The following is an 18,460-nucleotide window of genomic DNA, read 5'->3' as shown; positions in this document are numbered from 1 at the left end:
CCCCACGAAAGGCGGGCGCCAGCGCCGCGCGGCGCCAGCGTATACCCCCGAGCAATATCGGCCCCTGCGCACCCTCTGCTGTCAGAACGCCGTAAGTTTCGCCTCCCAGAATCCACACACATTCGACGGCCCGCGCCGGAACGCGGCGTGGCCGCCTGCCTTGCGCGGCCGTGCGAAGGACCCCTGAACAGTAGGAGGAGACAAAATGGCCAATGCCCCAAATGTCGCGGTGCCCGGAGGCAGCGCGCAGAACACCCCGATGACGGCAGAGGAGAGGAAAGTCATCATCGCCTCGTCGCTCGGCACGGTATTCGAGTGGTACGACTTTTATCTGTACGGTTCGCTGGCGGCCATCATCGCCAAGCAGTTCTTCGCCGGCCTGGATCCGACCTCGGCCTTCATCTTCGCGCTGCTCGCCTTTGCCGCCGGCTTCATCGTGCGGCCGTTCGGGGCGCTGGTGTTCGGCCGCCTCGGCGACATGATCGGACGTAAATACACGTTCCTCGTGACGATCCTGATCATGGGCGTGTCGACCTTCATCGTCGGCCTGCTGCCCAGCTACGCCACCATCGGCTGGGCCGCGCCGATCATCCTGATCGCGTTGCGAATGCTGCAGGGCCTCGCGCTCGGCGGCGAGTACGGCGGCGCGGCCACCTATGTGGCCGAACACGCGCCGCACGGCAAGCGCGGTTCCTACACCTCGTGGATCCAGACCACCGCGACGATGGGCCTGTTCATGTCGCTGATCGTGATCCTGGTGTGCCGCCAGCTGACCGGCCCGGATTTCGAGGTCTGGGGCTGGCGCATTCCGTTCCTGCTGTCGATCGTGCTGCTCGGCGTCTCGGTCTACATCCGGCTGTCGATGGCCGAATCGCCGGCGTTCCAGCGCATGAAGTCCGAGGGCAAGACCTCGAAGGCGCCGCTGACCGAATCGTTCGCGCAATGGCGCAACCTGAAGATCGTGATCCTGGCGCTGGTGGGCCTGACCGCCGGCCAGGCCGTGGTCTGGTACACGGGCCAGTTCTACGCGCTGTTCTTCCTGACGCAGGTGCTGAAGGTCGACGCCAAGACCGCCAACCTGCTGATCGCCGGCGCGCTGGTGATCGGCACGCCGTTCTTCGTGTTCTTCGGCGCGCTGTCGGACAAGATCGGCCGCAAGTGGATCATCATGGCCGGCTGCGCGCTGGCGATGCTGACCTACTTCCCGCTGTTCAAGGCGCTGACCCACTACGCCAACCCGGCGCTGGAGCGCGCCCAGCAGTCGGCCCAGATCGTCGTCACCGCCGATCCGAAGCAGTGCTCGTTCCAGGGCAGCCCGATCGCCCGCGAGATCGACTTCCGCAGCTCCTGCGACATCGCCAAGCGCACGCTGGCGCAGTCGTCGGCCAGCTACGAAGTCGTCGAGGCACCGGCCGGGACCACCGCGACCGTCAAGATCGGCGATCGCGAGATCCAGTCCTTCAACGCGGCGCTGGTGCCGCAGGGCCATAGCTTCGAGCCGGAGAGCAAGGCGAAGATCGACGCCTTCAAGAAGGAGGTCGCCGGGGCGATGTCCGCGGCCGGCTATCCGACCAAGGCCGATCCCGCCGAGATGAACACGGTGATGGTGCTGGTGATCCTGGTGATCCTGGTGATCTACGTGACCATGGTCTACGGTCCGATCGCCGCGATGCTGGTCGAGCTGTTCCCGACCCGTATCCGCTACACCTCGATGTCCCTGCCCTACCACATCGGCAACGGCTGGTTCGGCGGCATGCTGCCCACCATCTCGTTCGCCCTGGTCGCGCAGAACGGCAACATCTACTACGGCCTGTGGTACCCGATCGTGATCGCCGGCATCACGCTGGTGATCGGCTCGCTGTTCATCCGCGAAACCAAGGACGTGGATATCTACGCGAACGACTGATCCGTGCATCGCGCCCGCCGGCTCTCGTGCCGGCGGCGAAACCCGCAACGAAGCCGGCGGTCCGGGAGGGCCGCCGGCTTTTTTGTCGGCTGCGCCTGCGGCTGGGGCCGGGGAGCGGAACCGGATGCAAGGGCCCGCACAAAAGTGTTGACAGCGAACCAACGGCCCGTATAATGGCGGTCTTCGTCGGCGAATTAGCTCAGTCGGTTAGAGCGACGGAATCATAATCCGCAGGTCCGGGGTTCGAGTCCCTGATTCGCCACCAGTATTTCGAAGGGGTCAGCGCAAGCTGACCCCTTTTTGTTTTGGCGCCGCGGGTATCGGTGCCGGGGGTGTTGGCGCCGCGGCTTGCCGCCGTGCCGGCGCCGTTGCCCCCCCCCCGGGGTCCGATCGGACGCCCCATCCATCGCCCTCCCGAGGCCCGCCTCTCGCTCGCCCCCAGCGCCGCCCCTCAGTTCCTGCCTCAGTTCCTGCCTCAGTTCCGGCAGTAAGCCCGCGCCATCGTCTTGACCTCGTGCGCCAGCGCGCGGCGCAGCGAGACCGGCTCCAGCACCTCGGCCTGGGGCCCGAAGGAGCGCAGCCAGCGCACCAGCCAGTCCGCCAACTCCACCGTGCAGCGCACCACCAGCGAACCGTCCGGGCCGATCTCCTCGGTCTGGTCGGGCGAGATCGGCGCATCCCGCACGATATCGCCGCAGCCCTTGGCGAAGCGGATCGCCAGCTTGATATTGCCGTCCGCGTGCAGCCCGAATTCGGCCGCCTCCTCCACATAGTCGGCCAGCGAGAAATGGTCCGGGTAGATGAAGCGCTCCTTCAGCGCGTGCGCCGCATGGACCCGGTCCAGCCGCAGGCATTGGGGCGCCGGGTCCTCGTCTTCCAGCCCCACCAGGTAGACCATGCCGGCCTTCTCGACCACGCCGAGCGGCATCAGCACGCGCTTGCGCTCGGGCTCGAAGCGCGGCCGATAGACGACCTCCAGGTTGCGCTCCTCGAATACCGCGGTCAGCACCGGCAGCAGCACTGTCTCGCGCAGCCGCGGCGGCACCAGCGGCGAACTGCGCTCGACCACCGACAGCTTGCGATGCCAGGCGATCCGGCCGGCGCAGCCTTCGCGGCCGCGCCGCCGCAGTTGCGACTCGGCGGCATCGAACAACGGCCGCAGCAGGGTCGCCATCACGGAAGTGATCTGGCGGCCGGCGAACCGCTTCAGCACCTGCAGGGCCAGCGCCTCTTCGTCGCTGAGCCAGGTATCGGCGTTGGCGAGCACCTTGCCGGCACATTCGGCGCGGCGCCACATCAGGCCGCGCCCTTCCGCGCGGCACTCGGCCGAGCCGTCGGCGACCAGCAGCACCAGCCGCTGTTGCAGCACCTCGGCGGGCGGCTCGGCCACCTCCAGGGCGGCCAGGCCGCGTGCCACGTCCTGGGTGCTCATCCAGCGCCGGGGGGCCGCCGTCGTCAAGCAGGACGGAAAGAATGGAAACGTCGAGTTGCGAATCGAACTGGTGGGCCATAAAGCGCAATGAAAGGTTGGTCTTGCGTGGGGAGAGCGAAGCCTATCAAGCGGAGCGTCCGGAAATGAAGGAAATGGACACGGAACGACGGTTCCCGGCACGCACTTCGGCCCTCCGAATCGAAAGTGCGAGCAACAGCCTATGCGATGCGCGCCGGCACGCGGAGTGGGCAGCGCCCCCCGCGGGGTCGGCACAAGCATGCGCATTGTTAAAAACTTTGAATAACTGATACGAGGCAACGTCACGTGGCCTCCGGGATGTGAGCCTATTCTTCTCCCATCGGCTGACGACATCCCCGAGCAAAACGATTCTCAAAATTCAACAACTGGAGAAAATCATGAAGATCACGACCGCCCGCCTCGTTCTTAGCGCTGCCATCGCCGGTACCGCGCTGCTGTCGCTGAACAGCGTGTTCGCCGCCCCGGTGCGCGGGTCGCACGCGGGCGACGACTATGGCTACACGTTCCGCGCGGTGGACCGCTTCGCCGACGGCGCGCGCGCCTTCGACGCCTACACGGAGGGCGCCCGCACGCACGACGTCTTCAGCGAGGGCGCACGCACCCGTGCCGACTATCCGGCGCCGATCGGCGAATGAAGGACGGGATGAAGGAAGGAATGAAGGAAGGAAGGAAGAAGGAAGGAAAGAAGGAGCAAGCGATGAGCCTTCGAGACAATGCGCTGATCGTCGCCGCGTGGATCGGCGCCTGCCTGGCCAGTGGGTGGCTGGTCACCTTTACGGGGCTGCTGCTGTCGCAATAAGTGCCGAGGCAGTCATGGCCGCGGACCAAGTGCCGAGTTTTTGACCGGAATCATGGCGAGATCGCCGCCTAGCTGCCATCATGAATTCAGCCAGGCAAGGCACCGCCGAACCGCCTGGCCGTCGACAACGCCTGCAAGGCCCGTGATAGGAGAACCCTCGCCATGACCCATATCGTGCTCGCCACTGACGGCTCCGCCTTCAGCGACGCCGCCGCCCGCTTTATCGCCGAAGGGAAGCTGCTGCAGGGCGAACGGACCGTGCACGTGGTGCACGTCGCCCCGGAGGTCACCGGACAGGTGCGTGCCTTCGTCAGCAAGGACGCGATCGACGACTGGCATCGTGAAGAGAGCGACAAGGCGATGCGCTCGGTGTGCGACATCCTGGGCGCCGCGCAGTTGCGCGTGGAAAAGCATGCGCTGAGCGGCTTTCCGCCGGACCGGATCGTGGCGCTGGCCAAATCGGTGAACGCCGATGCGATCGTGATCGGCACCCATGGCCGCGGTTCGTTCTTCGATGCGGTGCTCGGCTCGGTCGCGGGCCGCGTGGTGGCGCACGCGTCGTGCCCGGTGATCCTGGTGAAGGCGCCGGACAAGGCCTGACAGCCCGACGCGGGGCCATTCAACTGGTAGAAGTGGCAGTAAGACCGGGCGCTGCCGCGGCGCCCGGGACGGCCGCCCGGTCAGCCGTTCAGCTCGACCACAGCGGCGGCTCGTCCATCAGCGCGATCTGCTCGCGCAATTCAAGGATGCGGTCCTGCCAGTAGCGCGCCGTGCCGAACCACGGAAACGCGGCCGGAAAGGCGGGATCGTTCCAGCGGCTCGCCAGCCAGGCGCTGTAGTGCAGCAGACGCAGCGTGCGCAAGGCTTCGACCAGATGCAGCTCGCGTGTCGAGAATTCGGCGAAGTCCTCGTAGCCGGCCACGATATCGGCCAGCTGGCTCTGCATCGAGGCGCGATCGCCCTCCAGCAGCATCCACAGATCCTGTACCGCCGGGCCGGTCCGGCTGTCGTCGAAATCGACGAAATGCGGGCCCGCGTTGCCGCCGCGGGCCTGATCCGCTTCGATCCACAGCAGATTGCCGCGATGGCAGTCGCCATGCAGCCGCAGCAGCGCCACGTCGCCGGCGCGTTCGTAGCAGTGCCGCACGCCGTCGATGGCGAGATCGGCGGCGGCCTGCCAGGCCGGCCGCAGATCCGTCGGAATGCAGTCCTGCGCCAGCAGCCAGTCGCGCGCGGCCACGCCGAAGGTCTCGACATCGAGTGCGGGCCGGTGCACATAGGGCTGGCTCGCGCCGACGGCGTGGATGCGGCCGATGAAACGGCCGAGCCAGGTCAGCGTATCGGCGCGGTTGAGCTCGGGCTCGCGGCCGCCGCAGCGCGGGAACACGGCAAAGCGGAAGCCGCCGTGCGACAGCAGCGTGCCGCCGCCGCAAGCGAGCGGCGGCACGGCCGGGATCTCGGCCTCGGCAAGCTGCCGCACGAAGGCATGTTCCTCGAGGATGGCGGCATCGCTCCAGCGCCCCGGCCGGTAGAACTTCATCACCATCGGCGCGCCGTCCTCGACCCCCCACCTGCCAGACCCGATTCTCGTAGCTGTTCAGCGCCAGCAGCCGGCCGTCCGGCATGAAGCCGGCCGCCTCGAGCGCATCGAGGATCAGGTCGGGTGTCAGCCCCGCGAACGGAATGTCCGGCGAGGCGGCGGGATCGGGCGACGTCACCATGGCTAAGCGCTAGCTTAGGACACCGCGCGCGTCACGACCCCTGCCGCGAGCGCTGTCCGCCGAGCAGCGCGGCCTGCGGGCCGGGCCGGCGGTTGCGCGAAGGGCCGTTCGACTCGGAAGCCGTGCGCGGCGCCGACTGCGAACGTTCGCCGTTGCCGGCCGGGCGGGCACCGCCCTTGGGCTGGCCATGCGGTTGGCCATGTGGCTGACCGTTGGGCTGGCCGTTGGGCCGACCGCCGGCCTGGCCGCTCGGCTTGCCATTGCGTTGGGGCGCGCCGCCGGCCTCCTGCGGCTGACGGGCGGGACGCGGCTGGCGCGGCGGCCGGGCGTCCGCGCGACGTTCGCCCGAAGGCGCGCCGGCGGCGGGCCGGGCGCCGCCATTGCCACCACCATTGCCGCCACCATTGCCCGCGCCATTCCCCTGCGGACGTCCCCGTCCGCCGCCGCCATTCTGGCCGCGCGCCTGGCGGCCCTTCTGGATCGGCTCGGGGGCGATGGTCGGATCCGGTTCGAAGCCCGGCAGCACGATCTGCTCGAGCTGGCGCTTGATCAGGCGTTCGATGTCGCGCAGCAGGCCGTGCTCGTCGACGCAGACAAGGGACACCGCCTCGCCCTCGGCGCCGGCGCGGCCGGTACGGCCGATCCGGTGCACATAGTCTTCGGGGACGTTGGGCAGATCGAAGTTGACCACATGGGGCAGCTGGTCGATATCGATGCCGCGCGCGGCGATGTCGGTCGCCACCAGCAGCCGCAGCGTGCCGGCCTTGAACTCGGACAGCGCGCGCGTGCGCGCCGACTGGCTCTTGTTGCCGTGGATCGCCAGCGCCGACAGGCCTTCCTTGCTCAGCTGCTCGGCGAGCCGGTTGGCGCCGTGCTTGGTGCGGGTGAAGACCAGCACCTGGTGCCAGTCGTGCTCGCGCACCAGATGCGCCAGCAGTTCGCGCTTGCGCTCGCGATCGACCGCGTAGACGCGCTGCGCCACGGTCTCGGCCGTGGTGTTGCGGCGCGCGACCCTCGATCGAGGCCGGATTGTCGAGCAGGCGGTCCGCCAGCGCGCGGATCTCGTCGGAGAACGTCGCGGAGAACAGCAGGTTCTGCCGCTTCGGCGGCAGCACGTTCAGGATCTTGCGGATGTCATGGATGAAGCCCATGTCCAGCATGCGGTCGGCCTCGTCCAGCACCAGCATCTCGACATGCGACAGATCGATGGTGCGCTGGCCCACGTGGTCCAGCAGACGGCCGGGCGTGGCCACCACGATATCGACGCCGCGCTTGAGCTGGTCGATCTGCGGATGGATGCCGACGCCGCCGAACATCACCATCGAACGCAGGCGCAGGTACTTGCCGTAGTTGCGCACGCTCTCTTCGACCTGCGCGGCCAGTTCGCGCGTCGGCGTCAGCACCAGCGCGCGGATGCGGGGCCGTTCGCCGCGCGCCGGCGGCTCGGCCCGAGACAGCAGCTGCAGCATCGGCAGCGTGAAACCGGCGGTCTTGCCGGTACCGGTCTGGGCGCCGGCGAGCAGGTCGCCGCCCTTCAGGATCGCGGGAATGGCTTGCGCCTGGATCGGCGTGGGCGTGGTATAGCCCTGCTCCGCCACGGCGCGTACAAGCTTGTCAGACAAGCCTAGTTCGGAAAAAGACATGGAATTCGTTTCGGCCGCCCCTTGCGCACGGATGCGCCAATCGTCGGGGCCGGCATGGATAGTGGCGACTGGCCGGCTGCCGCCGTCACCGCCTGCATGGGCGGGGCGAAGGGCGCCGGGGAAGCGGAACGACTGCCTCCGCTTCCAGGTTCGGAAGGCCCGTAGTGTATCAGCCCCGGCGCATTCGCACCGGACGCCCCATGTGCCGAGCGGGTAGAATAGCGGGCTGTCCCGCCTGCCCTGTCCCCCGCCTGCCTGTCCGCCTGTCCACCCGCCTGGCGCCGGCCCCCGCGGCGGGCCGCGCGGCAGGCCATGTAACGCCCCCCTGAAGCATCCGATGCCCCCAGGTCAACCACTGAGATCGGCACCATGAATCCACGTCCCCAAGACACCCAGGCCGCCCCGGCCCAGCCCGCCGCCGCCCCTGCCGCGCCCACGAAAAAGGTCTTCGTCAAGACCTACGGCTGCCAGATGAACGAGTACGACTCCGACAAGATGGTCGACGTACTGCACGCCAGCCAGGGCCTGGAGAAGACCGACAACCCCGAAGACGCCGACGTGATCCTGTTCAACACCTGCTCGGTACGCGAGAAGGCGCAGGAAAAGGTGTTCTCCGAACTGGGACGGATGAAGGCGCTGAAGGCCGCCAAACCCGACCTGGTGATCGGCGTCGGCGGCTGCGTGGCCAGCCAGGAAGGCGCGGCCATCGTGTCGCGCGCGCCGTATGTCGACGTGGTGTTCGGCCCGCAGACGCTGCACCGGCTGCCCGAGATGATCGCGCGCCGCCGCCAGAGCGGCCATTCGCAGGTCGATATCTCCTTCCCCCGAGATCGAGAAGTTCGACCATCTGCCGCCCGCGCGCGTCGAGGGCCCGAGCGCCTTCGTGTCGATCATGGAAGGCTGCTCGAAGTACTGCAGCTACTGCGTGGTGCCCTATACCCGCGGCGAGGAAGTCTCGCGCCCGTTCGACGACGTGCTGGCCGAGATCGCGGGCCTGGCCGACCAGGGCGTGCGCGAGGTCACGCTGCTGGGGCAGAACGTCAACGCGTACCGCGGCCGGATGGGCGACACCAGCGAGATCGCCGACTTTGCGCTGCTGATCGAATATGTGGCCGAGATTCCGGGCATCGAGCGGATCCGCTATACCACCAGCCATCCGAAGGAATTCACCGCGCGCCTGATCGACGCCTATGCGCGCGTGCCCAAGCTGGTCGACCACCTGCACCTGCCGGTGCAGCACGCCTCGGACCGCATCCTGATGGCGATGAAGCGCGGCTACAGCGTGCTCGAATACAAGAGCATCATCCGCAAGCTGCGCGCGATCCGGCCGACCATGTCGATGTCGTCGGACTTCATCGTCGGTTTTCCTGGCGAGACCGATGCCGATTTCGACAAGCTGATGGCGATGGTCGAGGAGATCGGCTACGACACCTCGTTCTCGTTCATCTTCAGCCCGCGGCCCGGCACCCCCGCGGCCAACCTGCACGACGACACGCCGCACGAGGTCAAGCTGCGCCGGCTGCAACGGCTGCAGGCGACCATCGAGGAGAACGTGCAGCGCATCAGCCGCGGCATGGTCGGCACGGTGCAGCGGATCCTGGTCGAGGGCCCGGCGCGCAAGGATCCGAACGAGCTGCACGGCCGCACCGAGAACAACCGCGTGGTCAACTTCGCGCTGCCCGGCGTGCCGCAGGCCAGCCGCGACCGGCTGATCGGCCAGATGGTCGAGGTGACCATCACCGAGGCCTTCCCGCATTCGCTGCGCGGCGAGATCGTCGTGCGCCAGTAGTGCCAGGAGTGCCAGGAGTGCCAGTAGTGCCAGGAGTGCCGGTAGTGGGGCGATCGCAGGCACGATCGCCGGGCCGCGAGTCCGCCGAGGATCGCGGCCCGCAGCTGGCCATCGCCCGGCCAACGACGAACAAGAACGGAGCGCTCTCCCGATGAAAATTCCTTCCGCAGAATTCGTGGCGCCCAAGGACGACAACGCCCGCCTGCAGAACCTGTGCGGGCCGCTGGACGAAAACCTGCGCCAGGTCGAACAGGCGCTGGACGTCACGATCCAGCGGCGCGGCCACAAGATGACGGTGCGCGGCGCCAATGCCAGCGAGGCCGCCGCCGCGCTGGAGCGCTTCTACAACCAGGCCCGCACCCCGCTGTCGATCGACGACGTTCAGCTGGGCCTGATCGAGACGCGCCAGTATGCCGCGCATGTCGCGGGCCCGCCCGGGGTGGAGAACGACGCCGGCGGCGACGCCGACGACGAATCGCCGGTGCTGCATACCCGCCGTACCGGCCTGGTCGGCCGCACCGCCGCGCAGCGCGACTACCTGCGCAATATCGTCTCGCACGACCTGACCATGGGCATCGGCCCGGCCGGCACCGGCAAGACCTATCTGGCGGTGGCCTGCGCGGTCGATGCGCTCGAGCGCGACGCGGTCAAGCGCATCGTGCTGACCCGGCCCGCGGTCGAGGCCGGCGAGCGGCTCGGCTTCCTGCCCGGCGACCTGGCGCAGAAGGTCGATCCGTACCTGCGTCCGCTGTACGACGCGCTGTACGACCTGCTCGGCTTCGACCGCACGCAGAAGATGTTCGAGCGCCAGATGATCGAGATCGCGCCGCTCGCCTATATGCGCGGCCGCACCCTGAACCACGCCTTCATCATCCTGGACGAGGCGCAGAACACCACGCCGGAACAGATGAAGATGTTCCTGACCCGGATCGGCTTCGGCTCCAAGGCGGTGATCACCGGCGACACCACGCAGATCGACCTGCCGCGCGGCCAGAAGAGCGGCCTGATCGAAGCGCAGCACGTGCTGCGCGACGTGCGCGGCGTCGCCGCGACGCGCTTTACCAGCATCGACGTGGTGCGCCATCCGCTGGTGGCGCGCATCGTCGAGGCCTACGACGAATACCACGCCCAGCACAAGGACACCTGACTTGACCAGCAAGAACCCAGCGCCCAGCCTGATCCTGTTCGACGGCGAAGGCCGGGCCCGCAAGAGCGCCGCGCACGCGCTGCGCGTGCAGCTGCCCGACGGCCGCAGCCTGACCGTCGACCTGTCGCAAGCCGCCGACGGCGTGGTGTCGCTGCTGGCCGAGCACAGCGACCCGCGCCAGCGCGCGGGCCTGCTGGCGCGCCCCGACAGCCACGACGCGCTGGCGGTGGCGGTCACCGCCACGCCGCAGCTGACCACCACCGGCACGCCGGCGACGCCGCCCGAACTGACGCTGGACGTGCAGTACGGCGACGGCATCCGTGGCCGGCGCGGCCTGCCGCCGCGCGCGCGGGTGCAGACCTGGCTGCGCTCGGCGCTGTTCGCCGATGCCCAGCTGACCGTGCGCTTCGTCGACGAGGACGAGGGCCGGGCGCTGAACCGGGGCTTCCGCGGCAAGGACTACGCGACCAATGTGCTGACGTTCGCCTATGCCGAGCACGACGACGATCCGGTCAGCGCGGACATCGTGCTGTGCTGCCCGGTGGTCGAGCGCGAGGCGCGCGAACAGGGCAAGCCGCTCGAGGCGCACTACGCGCACCTGCTGGTGCACGGCGCGCTGCACGCGCAGGGCTACGAGCACGAGGACGACGCCGAGGCCGAGGAGATGGAGGCCATCGAGACCGAGACGCTGCTGGCGCTCGGCTTTGCCGACCCGTACCGCGACGACCGAGGCCCGCGCCTGGGGCACTGAGTCCCGGACCGGGCCCCGGACCGAAGCCCGAACCGAAGCCCGAACCGAAGCCCGGGCCGAAACCCGTCCCGAAGCCCGGCCCGAAACCCGGACCGAAACCCGGACCGAAACCCGGACCGAAACCCGGACCGAAACCCGGCGGGAAACCTGGACCGGCCCCGGAATTGGCCCTCAACTGAAACCGTGCCCGGGCCCCGCACGCGGCCGGCGCGATCCCTCCGACGCGGCGCCGCCCGTGCGACCCCGGCGCCGCATCGGCCCGGCCCGGGGCGCCCGCGCCGGGCCGCCCCGGTCAGAACCGAAAAACAATTGGTGTATGCTTGCTCCGGTATCCACCACGCGCAACTTGCGCCATGAACGACCCTTACCCTAGTTCGAAACCAGTCGACCGGCCCCGGTCCCTGCTCGAACGACTGAGCGATCTGATTTCTCCCGAGCCCGAATCGCGGGCAGAATTGCTCGAAGTCCTCCAGGACGCCCACGCCCGCAATCTGATCGACGCCGAGTCGCTCTCGATGATCGAAGGCGTGTTCCAGGTCTCGGAATTGACCGCGCGCGACATCATGGTGCCCCGCGCCCAGATGGACGCGGTCAATATCGCCGATGCGCCGGAAACCTTCATCCCCTTCATGCAGGAGACGGCGCACTCGCGCTTTCCGGTCTACGAAGGCAGCCGCGACAACATCATCGGCATCCTGCTCGCCAAGGACCTGCTGCGCTACTACACCGACAGCGACTTCGACCTGCGCGAGATGCTGCGGCCCGCGGTCTTCATTCCCGAGTCCAAGCGCCTGAACATCCTGCTGCGCGAATTCCGCAACAACCGCAATCACATCGCGATCGTGGTCGACGAGTACGGCGGCGTTGCCGGGCTGGTCACCATCGAGGACGTGCTGGAGCAGATCGTCGGCGACATCGAGGACGAATTCGATCTCGACGAGGATGACGACAATATCGTGCCGCTGCCGGACGGCAGCTGGCGCGTGCACGGGCTGACCGAGATCGAGCAGTTCAACGAGGCCTTCGGCACCCAGTTCCCCGACGACGACGTCGATACGGTCGGCGGCCTGCTGACCAACCATGTCGGCCACGTGCCGCACCGCGGGGAGATCATCACGCTGCCGCCGCTGCGGTTCGAGGTGCTGCGCGCCGATGCGCGCCAGCTGCACCTGCTGCTGGTACGGCGCGAAGCGCCCGCGCTCACCGACGCCGTGGCCAACGCATGAAGCGGCTGGCGCAGGGCTGGAACGGCGCCGCCGCTGCCGAACTCGAAACACCGCTGAGCGACACCCGCCGCCGCGCGCGCTGGGGCCATCTATTGCTGGCCGGCGTGCTCGGCGTCGCCCATACCCAGGCCTTCGCGCCGCGGGACTGGTGGTGGCTGCAGCTGCTGGCGCTGGCGGGCCTGGCCGCGCTGCTGTTCGACACCCGCCGCGCGCGCGATGCCGCCGCGCTGGGCTACGCCTTCGGGCTGGGCTGGTTCCTGTCGGGCATCTGGTGGCTCTATATCAGCATGCACGTCTACGGCGAGATGCCGGCCTGGATGGCCGCGCTCGCGGTGCTGCTGTTCGCCGGCTATCTCGCGCTCTACCCCGCGCTGGCCGCCGCCGCCTGGCATCGCGCCGCCGCGCCGCGGCGCTTCGATCCGGCCCGGCGCGCCGGCTGGTTCGGCCTGCTGGCCGCGCCGCTGGCGTTCGGCGCGGCCTGGGGCCTCGCCGAATGGCTGCGCGGCGTGATCTTCACCGGTTTTCCGTGGCTGGGCAGCGGCTATGCGCATACCGACGGCCCGCTGGCCGGCTATGCGCCGCTGCTGGGCGTCTACGGCATCGGCGCGCTGGCCGCCCTCTGCGCGGCCTGGCTGGCGGCGCTGGCGCGCGTCGCCCGCCCGGGATCGGGGGGTCGGCGGGAGCGGCGGGAGCGGCGGAATCGCCCGGATCGCCGCAGGGCGAGCGTGCCGGCGCGCTGTCGGCGACCCTGCCGGCGACGCCGTGGGCAAGGCTTGCGGTCCCGCTCGGGCTGGCGGTCCTGCTCGGCGCCGGCTGGCTGCTGGCCGGCCGCGCCTGGACCGAGCCGGTCGGCGCGCCGCTGTCGGTGCGGCTGCTGCAGGGCAACGTGCCGCAGGACATCAAGTTCGAAGCGGCCGGCATCGCGCGCTCGAACGCGCTGTACCGCGACATGATCACCGCCGCGCCGGCCGATCTGGTGGTCACGCCCGAGACCGCGTTTCCGCTGATCCTGCAGGACATGCCGCCGGAGATCGCGCTCGCGCTGCGGCAGTTCAGCACCGGCACCGGCACCGCGCTGCTGTTCGGCGCGGCGGGCGCCGACTCGCCGATCGACTTCACCAACAGCGTGTTCGGCATCGGCCCCGAGATGCAGGGCCTGTACCGCTACGACAAGCACCACCTGGTGCCCTTCGGCGAGTTCATCCCCTGGGGCTTCCGCTGGTTCGTCGACATGATGAAGATGCCGCTGGGCGACTTCCGCCGCGGCGGCCTGGCGCAGGCGCCGCTGCCGGTGCGCGGCGTCATGGTGGCGCCCAATATCTGCTACGAGGATCTGTTCGGCGAGGAAATCGCGCGCACGCTGCGCGGCCAGCGGGAGCCGGCCAATGTGCTGGTCAACGTCACCAACCTGGCCTGGTTCGGCGACACCATCGCGCTGGACCAGCATCTGCAGATCTCGCGCATGCGCGCGCTGGAAACGCGCCGGCCGATGCTGCGCTCGACCAATACCGGCATGACGGCGGTGGTGGCCCCGGACGGCAGCGTGCCGGCGCGGCTGGCGACCTTCACCACCGGCACGCTGAGCGCGCAGGTGCAGGGCACGCGGGGACTGACGCCCTATGTGCGGGTCGGCAATGTACCGGCGGTGCTCGGCTGCCTGCTGGTGCTGCTGGCGGTGGCCTGGCGCGCGCCGTCGGGCCGGGGCCGTGGCCGGAGCGGCGGCGCCTGAGCCTGTGCCCAGGCCGAGCCGGTGCTCGGCCCTGGCGGTCGAACCTCAGTGGATCACGCCCGCCACGATCGATACCGCGGCGGCGGCCGCCATCACTGCCAGGGCGACCCGATAGGGCTTGCGCGAGAGAAACGACATGATGTTTGTCCCCGTTGTTGGCGCCGAGGATCACCGCGGGGCGCCGTCCGCTGCCTCTGTCGAACAGCTTTTCAATAATGTATACAAAAATCGATAACGGCAGGCCCTTCCGGAACTTGAGCGCCCTCGGGATTTACCCGAGGTCCTCGCCCACCTGCCTCCCCCCTTCCCTTCGGCGGCTGCCGGGCAAAAACCCGCTAGAATTCTGGGTTTGGCAACGGCGGGACCGGCCGGCCCGGCCGCCGTCCCCTGCCCGCTTCCGCTTCGGTGGCCCGCCGCCGGGCCAACTCTCCGCGATCCGTCGTCTTCGTTATGCTGACCTTCCAACAAATGATCCTGACCTTGCAGTCCTACTGGGACCGGCAAGGATGCGCGCTGTTGCAACCCATCGATCTGGAGGTTGGCGCCGGTACCTCGCACGTGCATACCTTCCTGCGCGCGATCGGCCCCGAGCCGTGGCGCGCCGCCTATGTGCAACCGTCGCGCCGCCCCAAGGACGGCCGCTACGGCGAGAACCCGAACCGGCTGCAGCACTACTACCAGTACCAGGTCGTGCTCAAGCCCGCGCCGGAGAACATCCTCGAGCTGTACCTGGGCTCGCTCGAGGCGCTGGGCCTGGACCTGAAGCAGAACGACATCCGCTTCGTCGAGGACGACTGGGAAAACCCGACGCTCGGCGCCTGGGGCCTGGGCTGGGAGGTCTGGCTCAACGGCATGGAGGTGACCCAGTTCACCTACTTCCAGCAGGTCGGCGGCATCGACTGCAAGCCGATCACAGGCGAGATCACCTACGGCATCGAACGCCTGGCGATGTATCTGCAGGGCGTCGAGAACGTCTACGACCTGGTCTGGACCGAGTGGGAGGAGAACGGCAAGACGCGCCGCCTGACCTACGGCGACGTCTATCACCAGAACGAGGTCGAGCAGTCGACCTACAACTTCGAACAGAGCAATACCGAAATCCTGTTCCGCCATTTCGCCGAACACGAGGGCGAGGCCAAGCGGCTGATGGGCGTCGGCGCGGAAGGCGACGCGGCCGAGGCCGCGGGTGCCAAGCTGGCGCTGCCGGCCTACGAACAGGTGCTCAAGGCCGCCCACACCTTCAACCTGCTGGACGCGCGCGGCGCGATCTCGGTGACCGAGCGCGCCGCCTATATCGGCCGCATCCGCAATCTGTCGCGGCTGGTCGCGCAGGCCTACTACGAATCGCGCGAGGCGCTGGGCTTCCCGATGTGCGGTGCGGCCGGCGCGGACGCCGCGAGCGACGCCAAGACCGCCGCCAAGCCCTCCGTCGAGGCCGCCGCATGAACTCGATGGCACGCCGTGCGCTGTGCTGCGCGCTGGCGGTGGCCGCCGCGGGCGGCGCGCACGCCATCGTGCCGTCGGCCTACGCCCAGGCCTCGCAGGTGCTCTACCCCTCGGCCGAGCAGGCCAATGTCTGCGAAGGCGATTCGCAGGCGCTGCAGCAGGCCATCAACAAGCATCTGCAGCCGTCCGCCAATGCGATCGACCAGTGGACGCAGCTGGTGCGCTCGATGTCGTGCGACCTGTCCGGGTCCAGGGACCTGGGCTGGCGGCGCGTGCCGCTGCGCGCCTACGAGAGCGCGATCCGCTATCCGCTGACCTGGGTCGAGACAGTGCACCGCAACGGCCGGCAACGGCGCCTGGTGCGGACCTATCATTCGGCCTCGCAACTGCCGCCGCGGATCGATTTCTGGATCGGCGGCCGCATCGACGAGATCCGCTACGATCGCCGCCATCACCGCCTGTACGCGCGCTTCTCCGCCAACAGCGAGAAGCTGGCCGGCAATGCGCAGTCCGCGTGCCGCTCGACCACGCTGCAGTTTCGCCAGCAGCACGGGCTATGGCTGCTGTCCGGCGTCGAACCGCGCTGTTGAGCGCCGCTGAACCCTTCCGGCGCCGCCGATGCCGGCGTGCGCCACAAACCGTTGGAACCGATTCATGTCGCAACCCCTGACCGATTCGCTGCTGATCGAACTGTTCACCGAAGAGCTGCCGCCGAAGGCGCTGGCGCGCCTGGGCGAGGCCTTTGCCCAGGGCCTGTTCGCCGGCCTCGCCGAACGCGGCCTGCTCGATGACGGCAGCACGGTAACGCCGTACGCCACGCCGCGCCGCCTGGCCGCACTGATCAGCGGCGTGCGCGCCAGCGCGGCGGACCGCGAGCAGCGCGAAAAGGTGCTGCCGGTGTCGGTGGCGCTGGACGCCGCCGGCGAGCCGACCGCGCCGCTGGCCAAGAAGCTGGCCGCGCTGGCGAAGTCGGTCGGCGTCGAGGCGATCGACTGGCAGACCCTGGAGCGTACCTCCGACGGCAAGGCCGAGGCGCTGTTCTACCGCTACACCGCGCGCGGCGCGGTGCTGGCCGACGGCCTGCAGGCCGCGCTGGACGACACCATCGGCAAGCTGCCGATTCCGAAGGTAATGAGCTACCAGCGCCCGGACGGCAGCACGGTCAACTTCGTGCGCCCGGCCCACCGGCTGATCGCGCTGCATGGCGACAAGGTCGTGCCCGTCTCGGTGCTCGGGCTGGCCGCGGGCAACCGCACGCTGGGCCACCGCTTCCTGTCCGAGGGCGAGATCGAGATCGCGCACGCCGAGCGCTACGCCGCCCTGCTCGAGGAACAGGGCAAGGTGCTGGCCAGCTACGCGCAGCGGCGCGAGCGCATCCGCGAAGAGCTGCTGGCCGCCGCCGGCGCGGACCGCGTGATCATGCCGGACGCGCTGCTCGACGAGGTCAACGCGCTGGTCGAATGGCCGGTGGTCTACGCCTGCCATTTCGAGGAGGCCTTCCTCGCCGTGCCGCAGGAATGCCTGATCCTGACGATGCAGACCAACCAGAAGTACTTCGCGCTGACCGACGCCAACGGCCAGCTGCGCAACCGCTTCCTGATCGTGTCGAACCTCGCCACCGACACGCCGCAGTCGATCATCGGCGGCAACGAGCGCGTGGTGCGCCCGCGCCTGGCCGACGCCAAGTTCTTCTTCGACCAGGACCGCAAGAAGACGCTGGCCTCGCGCGTGCCGCAGCTGGCCAACGTGGTCTATCACAACAAGATCGGCACGCAGCTGGACCGCGTGCAGCGGCTGCAGCAGATCGCCGGCCATATCGCCGATGCGCTGGCGAGGGCCGGCGTGCCGGTCGACAAGGCGGCCGCGATGCGCGGCGCGGAACTGGCCAAGGCCGACCTGCTGACCGATATGGTGGGCGAATTCCCCGAACTGCAGGGCACGATGGGGACCTACTACGCCCGCCACGACGACGAGGCCGAGGAAGTCGCGCTGGCCTGCTCCGAACACTACCGTCCGCGCTTTGCCGGGGATGCGCTGCCGTCGAACGCCGTCAGCATCGCGGTGGCGCTGGCCGACAAGCTCGAGACCCTGGTCGGCATCTGGGGCATCGGCCTGCAGCCGACCGGCGAGAAGGACCCGTTCGCGCTGCGCCGCCATGCGCTGGGCATCCTGCGCATGCTGGTCGAGACGCCGCTGCCTCTGGGCATCGACGCGCTGCTGGCGCTGACCGAGCAGGCCTTCGCCGGCGTGCCGGCGGTCAAGCCCGCGCGCGAGGACATCACCGACTTCCTGTACGACCGCCTGCGAGGCTACCTGAAGGACAAGGGCTACACCACCAACGAGGTCGAGGCGGTGGTCAGCCTGCGCCCGCAGCGGCTCGACGACATCCTCGGGCGCATGGAGGCGGTGCGCACCTTCGCCGCGCTGCCCGAGGCGGCGGCGCTGGCGGCCGCCAACAAGCGCATCACCAATATCCTGCGCAAGAATACCGAGGCCGTGGGCGAGGTCGCCCCCGCGCTGTTCCAGGAGGATGCCGAAGGCGCGCTGCATGCCGCCATCGACAGCGTGCGGCCCGGGGTCGAGGCGGCGTTCGCGCGCGGCGACTTCACCGCGGCGCTGCGCGACCTGGCCCGGCTGCGCGAGGCGGTGGACCGCTTCTTCGACGGCGTGATGGTGATGGCCGAGGATGCAGGGCTTCGCGCCAACCGCCTGGCGCTGCTGGCCTCGCTGCATGCGCTGGCCAACCGCGTCGCCGACATCTCGAAGCTGGCCGCTTGACCCGCGCCCGGAGCACGACAAGCAGAACCAGCAGCATCGACCGTACCCGTTACC

Annotated in this window: 11 protein-coding genes, 1 tRNA gene and 4 pseudogenes; 13 read left to right on the top strand and 3 right to left on the bottom strand. The window is 69.0% G+C overall.

The features are described 5' to 3' along the window. The first annotated feature begins 205 nt into the window (after positions 1 to 205). The gene (locus tag OJJOAM_RS13025; protein ID WP_422648183.1) at positions 206 to 1,906 is read left to right on the top strand and encodes an MFS transporter; all 1,701 of its coding nucleotides are present in this window, start codon (positions 206 to 208) and stop codon (positions 1,904 to 1,906) included. A gap of 188 nt (positions 1,907 to 2,094) precedes the next feature. After that, positions 2,095 to 2,171 (top strand) — tRNA-Met (locus OJJOAM_RS13020). Positions 2,172 to 2,381: 210 nt separating this feature from the next. Here OJJOAM_RS13020 and OJJOAM_RS13015 read toward each other — a convergent pair. Further along, positions 2,382 to 3,338 carry a helix-turn-helix transcriptional regulator gene (locus OJJOAM_RS13015; protein ID WP_422648182.1) on the bottom strand — a complete coding sequence of 319 codons (957 nt, stop codon included), beginning with the start codon at positions 3,336 to 3,338 and terminating at the stop codon, positions 2,382 to 2,384. A gap of 416 nt (positions 3,339 to 3,754) precedes the next feature. On the opposite strand from OJJOAM_RS13015, the gene OJJOAM_RS13010 reads away from it, so the two are divergent. Together OJJOAM_RS13010 and OJJOAM_RS13005 are read left to right on the top strand one after the other, a co-directional pair. Next, complete coding sequence (locus tag OJJOAM_RS13010; protein WP_422648181.1) at positions 3,755 to 4,012, top strand: hypothetical protein; 258 nt, start codon at positions 3,755 to 3,757, stop codon at positions 4,010 to 4,012. Between the two features lie 326 nt (positions 4,013 to 4,338). Continuing rightward, complete coding sequence (locus OJJOAM_RS13005) at positions 4,339 to 4,776, top strand: universal stress protein (protein WP_422648180.1); 438 nt, start codon at positions 4,339 to 4,341, stop codon at positions 4,774 to 4,776. A gap of 88 nt (positions 4,777 to 4,864) precedes the next feature. Here OJJOAM_RS13005 and OJJOAM_RS13000 read toward each other — a convergent pair. Beyond that, positions 4,865 to 5,897, bottom strand: a pseudogene (locus OJJOAM_RS13000) (serine/threonine protein kinase). A gap of 31 nt (positions 5,898 to 5,928) precedes the next feature. Next, positions 5,929 to 7,540 (bottom strand): annotated as a pseudogene (locus OJJOAM_RS12995) (DEAD/DEAH box helicase). A 471-nt stretch (positions 7,541 to 8,011) separates the two neighbouring features. Here OJJOAM_RS12995 and miaB point away from each other — a divergent pair. From miaB to glyS, 9 genes and pseudogenes are all read left to right on the top strand, one after another. After that, positions 8,012 to 9,329: pseudogene (miaB, locus tag OJJOAM_RS12990) on the top strand (tRNA (N6-isopentenyl adenosine(37)-C2)-methylthiotransferase MiaB). 151 nt (positions 9,330 to 9,480) lie between these two features. After that, positions 9,481 to 10,476, top strand: a complete 996-nt coding sequence (locus tag OJJOAM_RS12985) for a PhoH family protein (protein ID WP_422648179.1) — start codon at positions 9,481 to 9,483, stop codon at positions 10,474 to 10,476. 1 nt (position 10,477) lies between these two features. Next, the gene (gene ybeY, locus OJJOAM_RS12980; RefSeq protein ID WP_150083312.1) at positions 10,478 to 11,227 is read left to right on the top strand and encodes an rRNA maturation RNase YbeY; all 750 of its coding nucleotides are present in this window, start codon (positions 10,478 to 10,480) and stop codon (positions 11,225 to 11,227) included. A gap of 353 nt (positions 11,228 to 11,580) precedes the next feature. After that, positions 11,581 to 12,453, top strand: a complete 873-nt coding sequence (locus tag OJJOAM_RS12975) for an HlyC/CorC family transporter (protein ID WP_422648178.1) — start codon at positions 11,581 to 11,583, stop codon at positions 12,451 to 12,453. Then, positions 12,450 to 13,022: pseudogene (locus tag OJJOAM_RS12970) on the top strand (apolipoprotein N-acyltransferase); the annotation flags it as partial. The gene OJJOAM_RS12975 and the pseudogene OJJOAM_RS12970, both read left to right, overlap by 4 nt. Before the next feature lie 167 nt (positions 13,023 to 13,189). Continuing rightward, the gene (gene lnt / locus OJJOAM_RS12965; protein WP_422649586.1) at positions 13,190 to 14,182 is read left to right on the top strand and encodes an apolipoprotein N-acyltransferase; all 993 of its coding nucleotides are present in this window, start codon (positions 13,190 to 13,192) and stop codon (positions 14,180 to 14,182) included. Positions 14,183 to 14,632: 450 nt separating this feature from the next. After that, the gene (gene glyQ, locus OJJOAM_RS12960) at positions 14,633 to 15,628 is read left to right on the top strand and encodes a glycine--tRNA ligase subunit alpha (protein ID WP_422648177.1); all 996 of its coding nucleotides are present in this window, start codon (positions 14,633 to 14,635) and stop codon (positions 15,626 to 15,628) included. Continuing rightward, complete coding sequence (locus OJJOAM_RS12955; RefSeq protein WP_422648176.1) at positions 15,625 to 16,218, top strand: hypothetical protein; 594 nt, start codon at positions 15,625 to 15,627, stop codon at positions 16,216 to 16,218. Before glyQ ends, OJJOAM_RS12955 begins: the two co-directional genes overlap by 4 nt. Before the next feature lie 64 nt (positions 16,219 to 16,282). Beyond that, a complete protein-coding gene (glyS, locus tag OJJOAM_RS12950) occupies positions 16,283 to 18,406 on the top strand; it encodes a glycine--tRNA ligase subunit beta (RefSeq protein WP_422648175.1) in 2,124 nt (707 codons plus the stop codon). Positions 18,407 to 18,460 lie beyond the last annotated feature (54 nt).

The organism is Cupriavidus sp. H18C1, assembly GCF_049311595.1.
Taxonomy (GTDB): domain Bacteria; phylum Pseudomonadota; class Gammaproteobacteria; order Burkholderiales; family Burkholderiaceae; genus Cupriavidus; species Cupriavidus cauae.
Note: the sequence above shows the minus strand (reverse complement) of the source record. Positions and strands in the feature narration are given on the sequence as shown.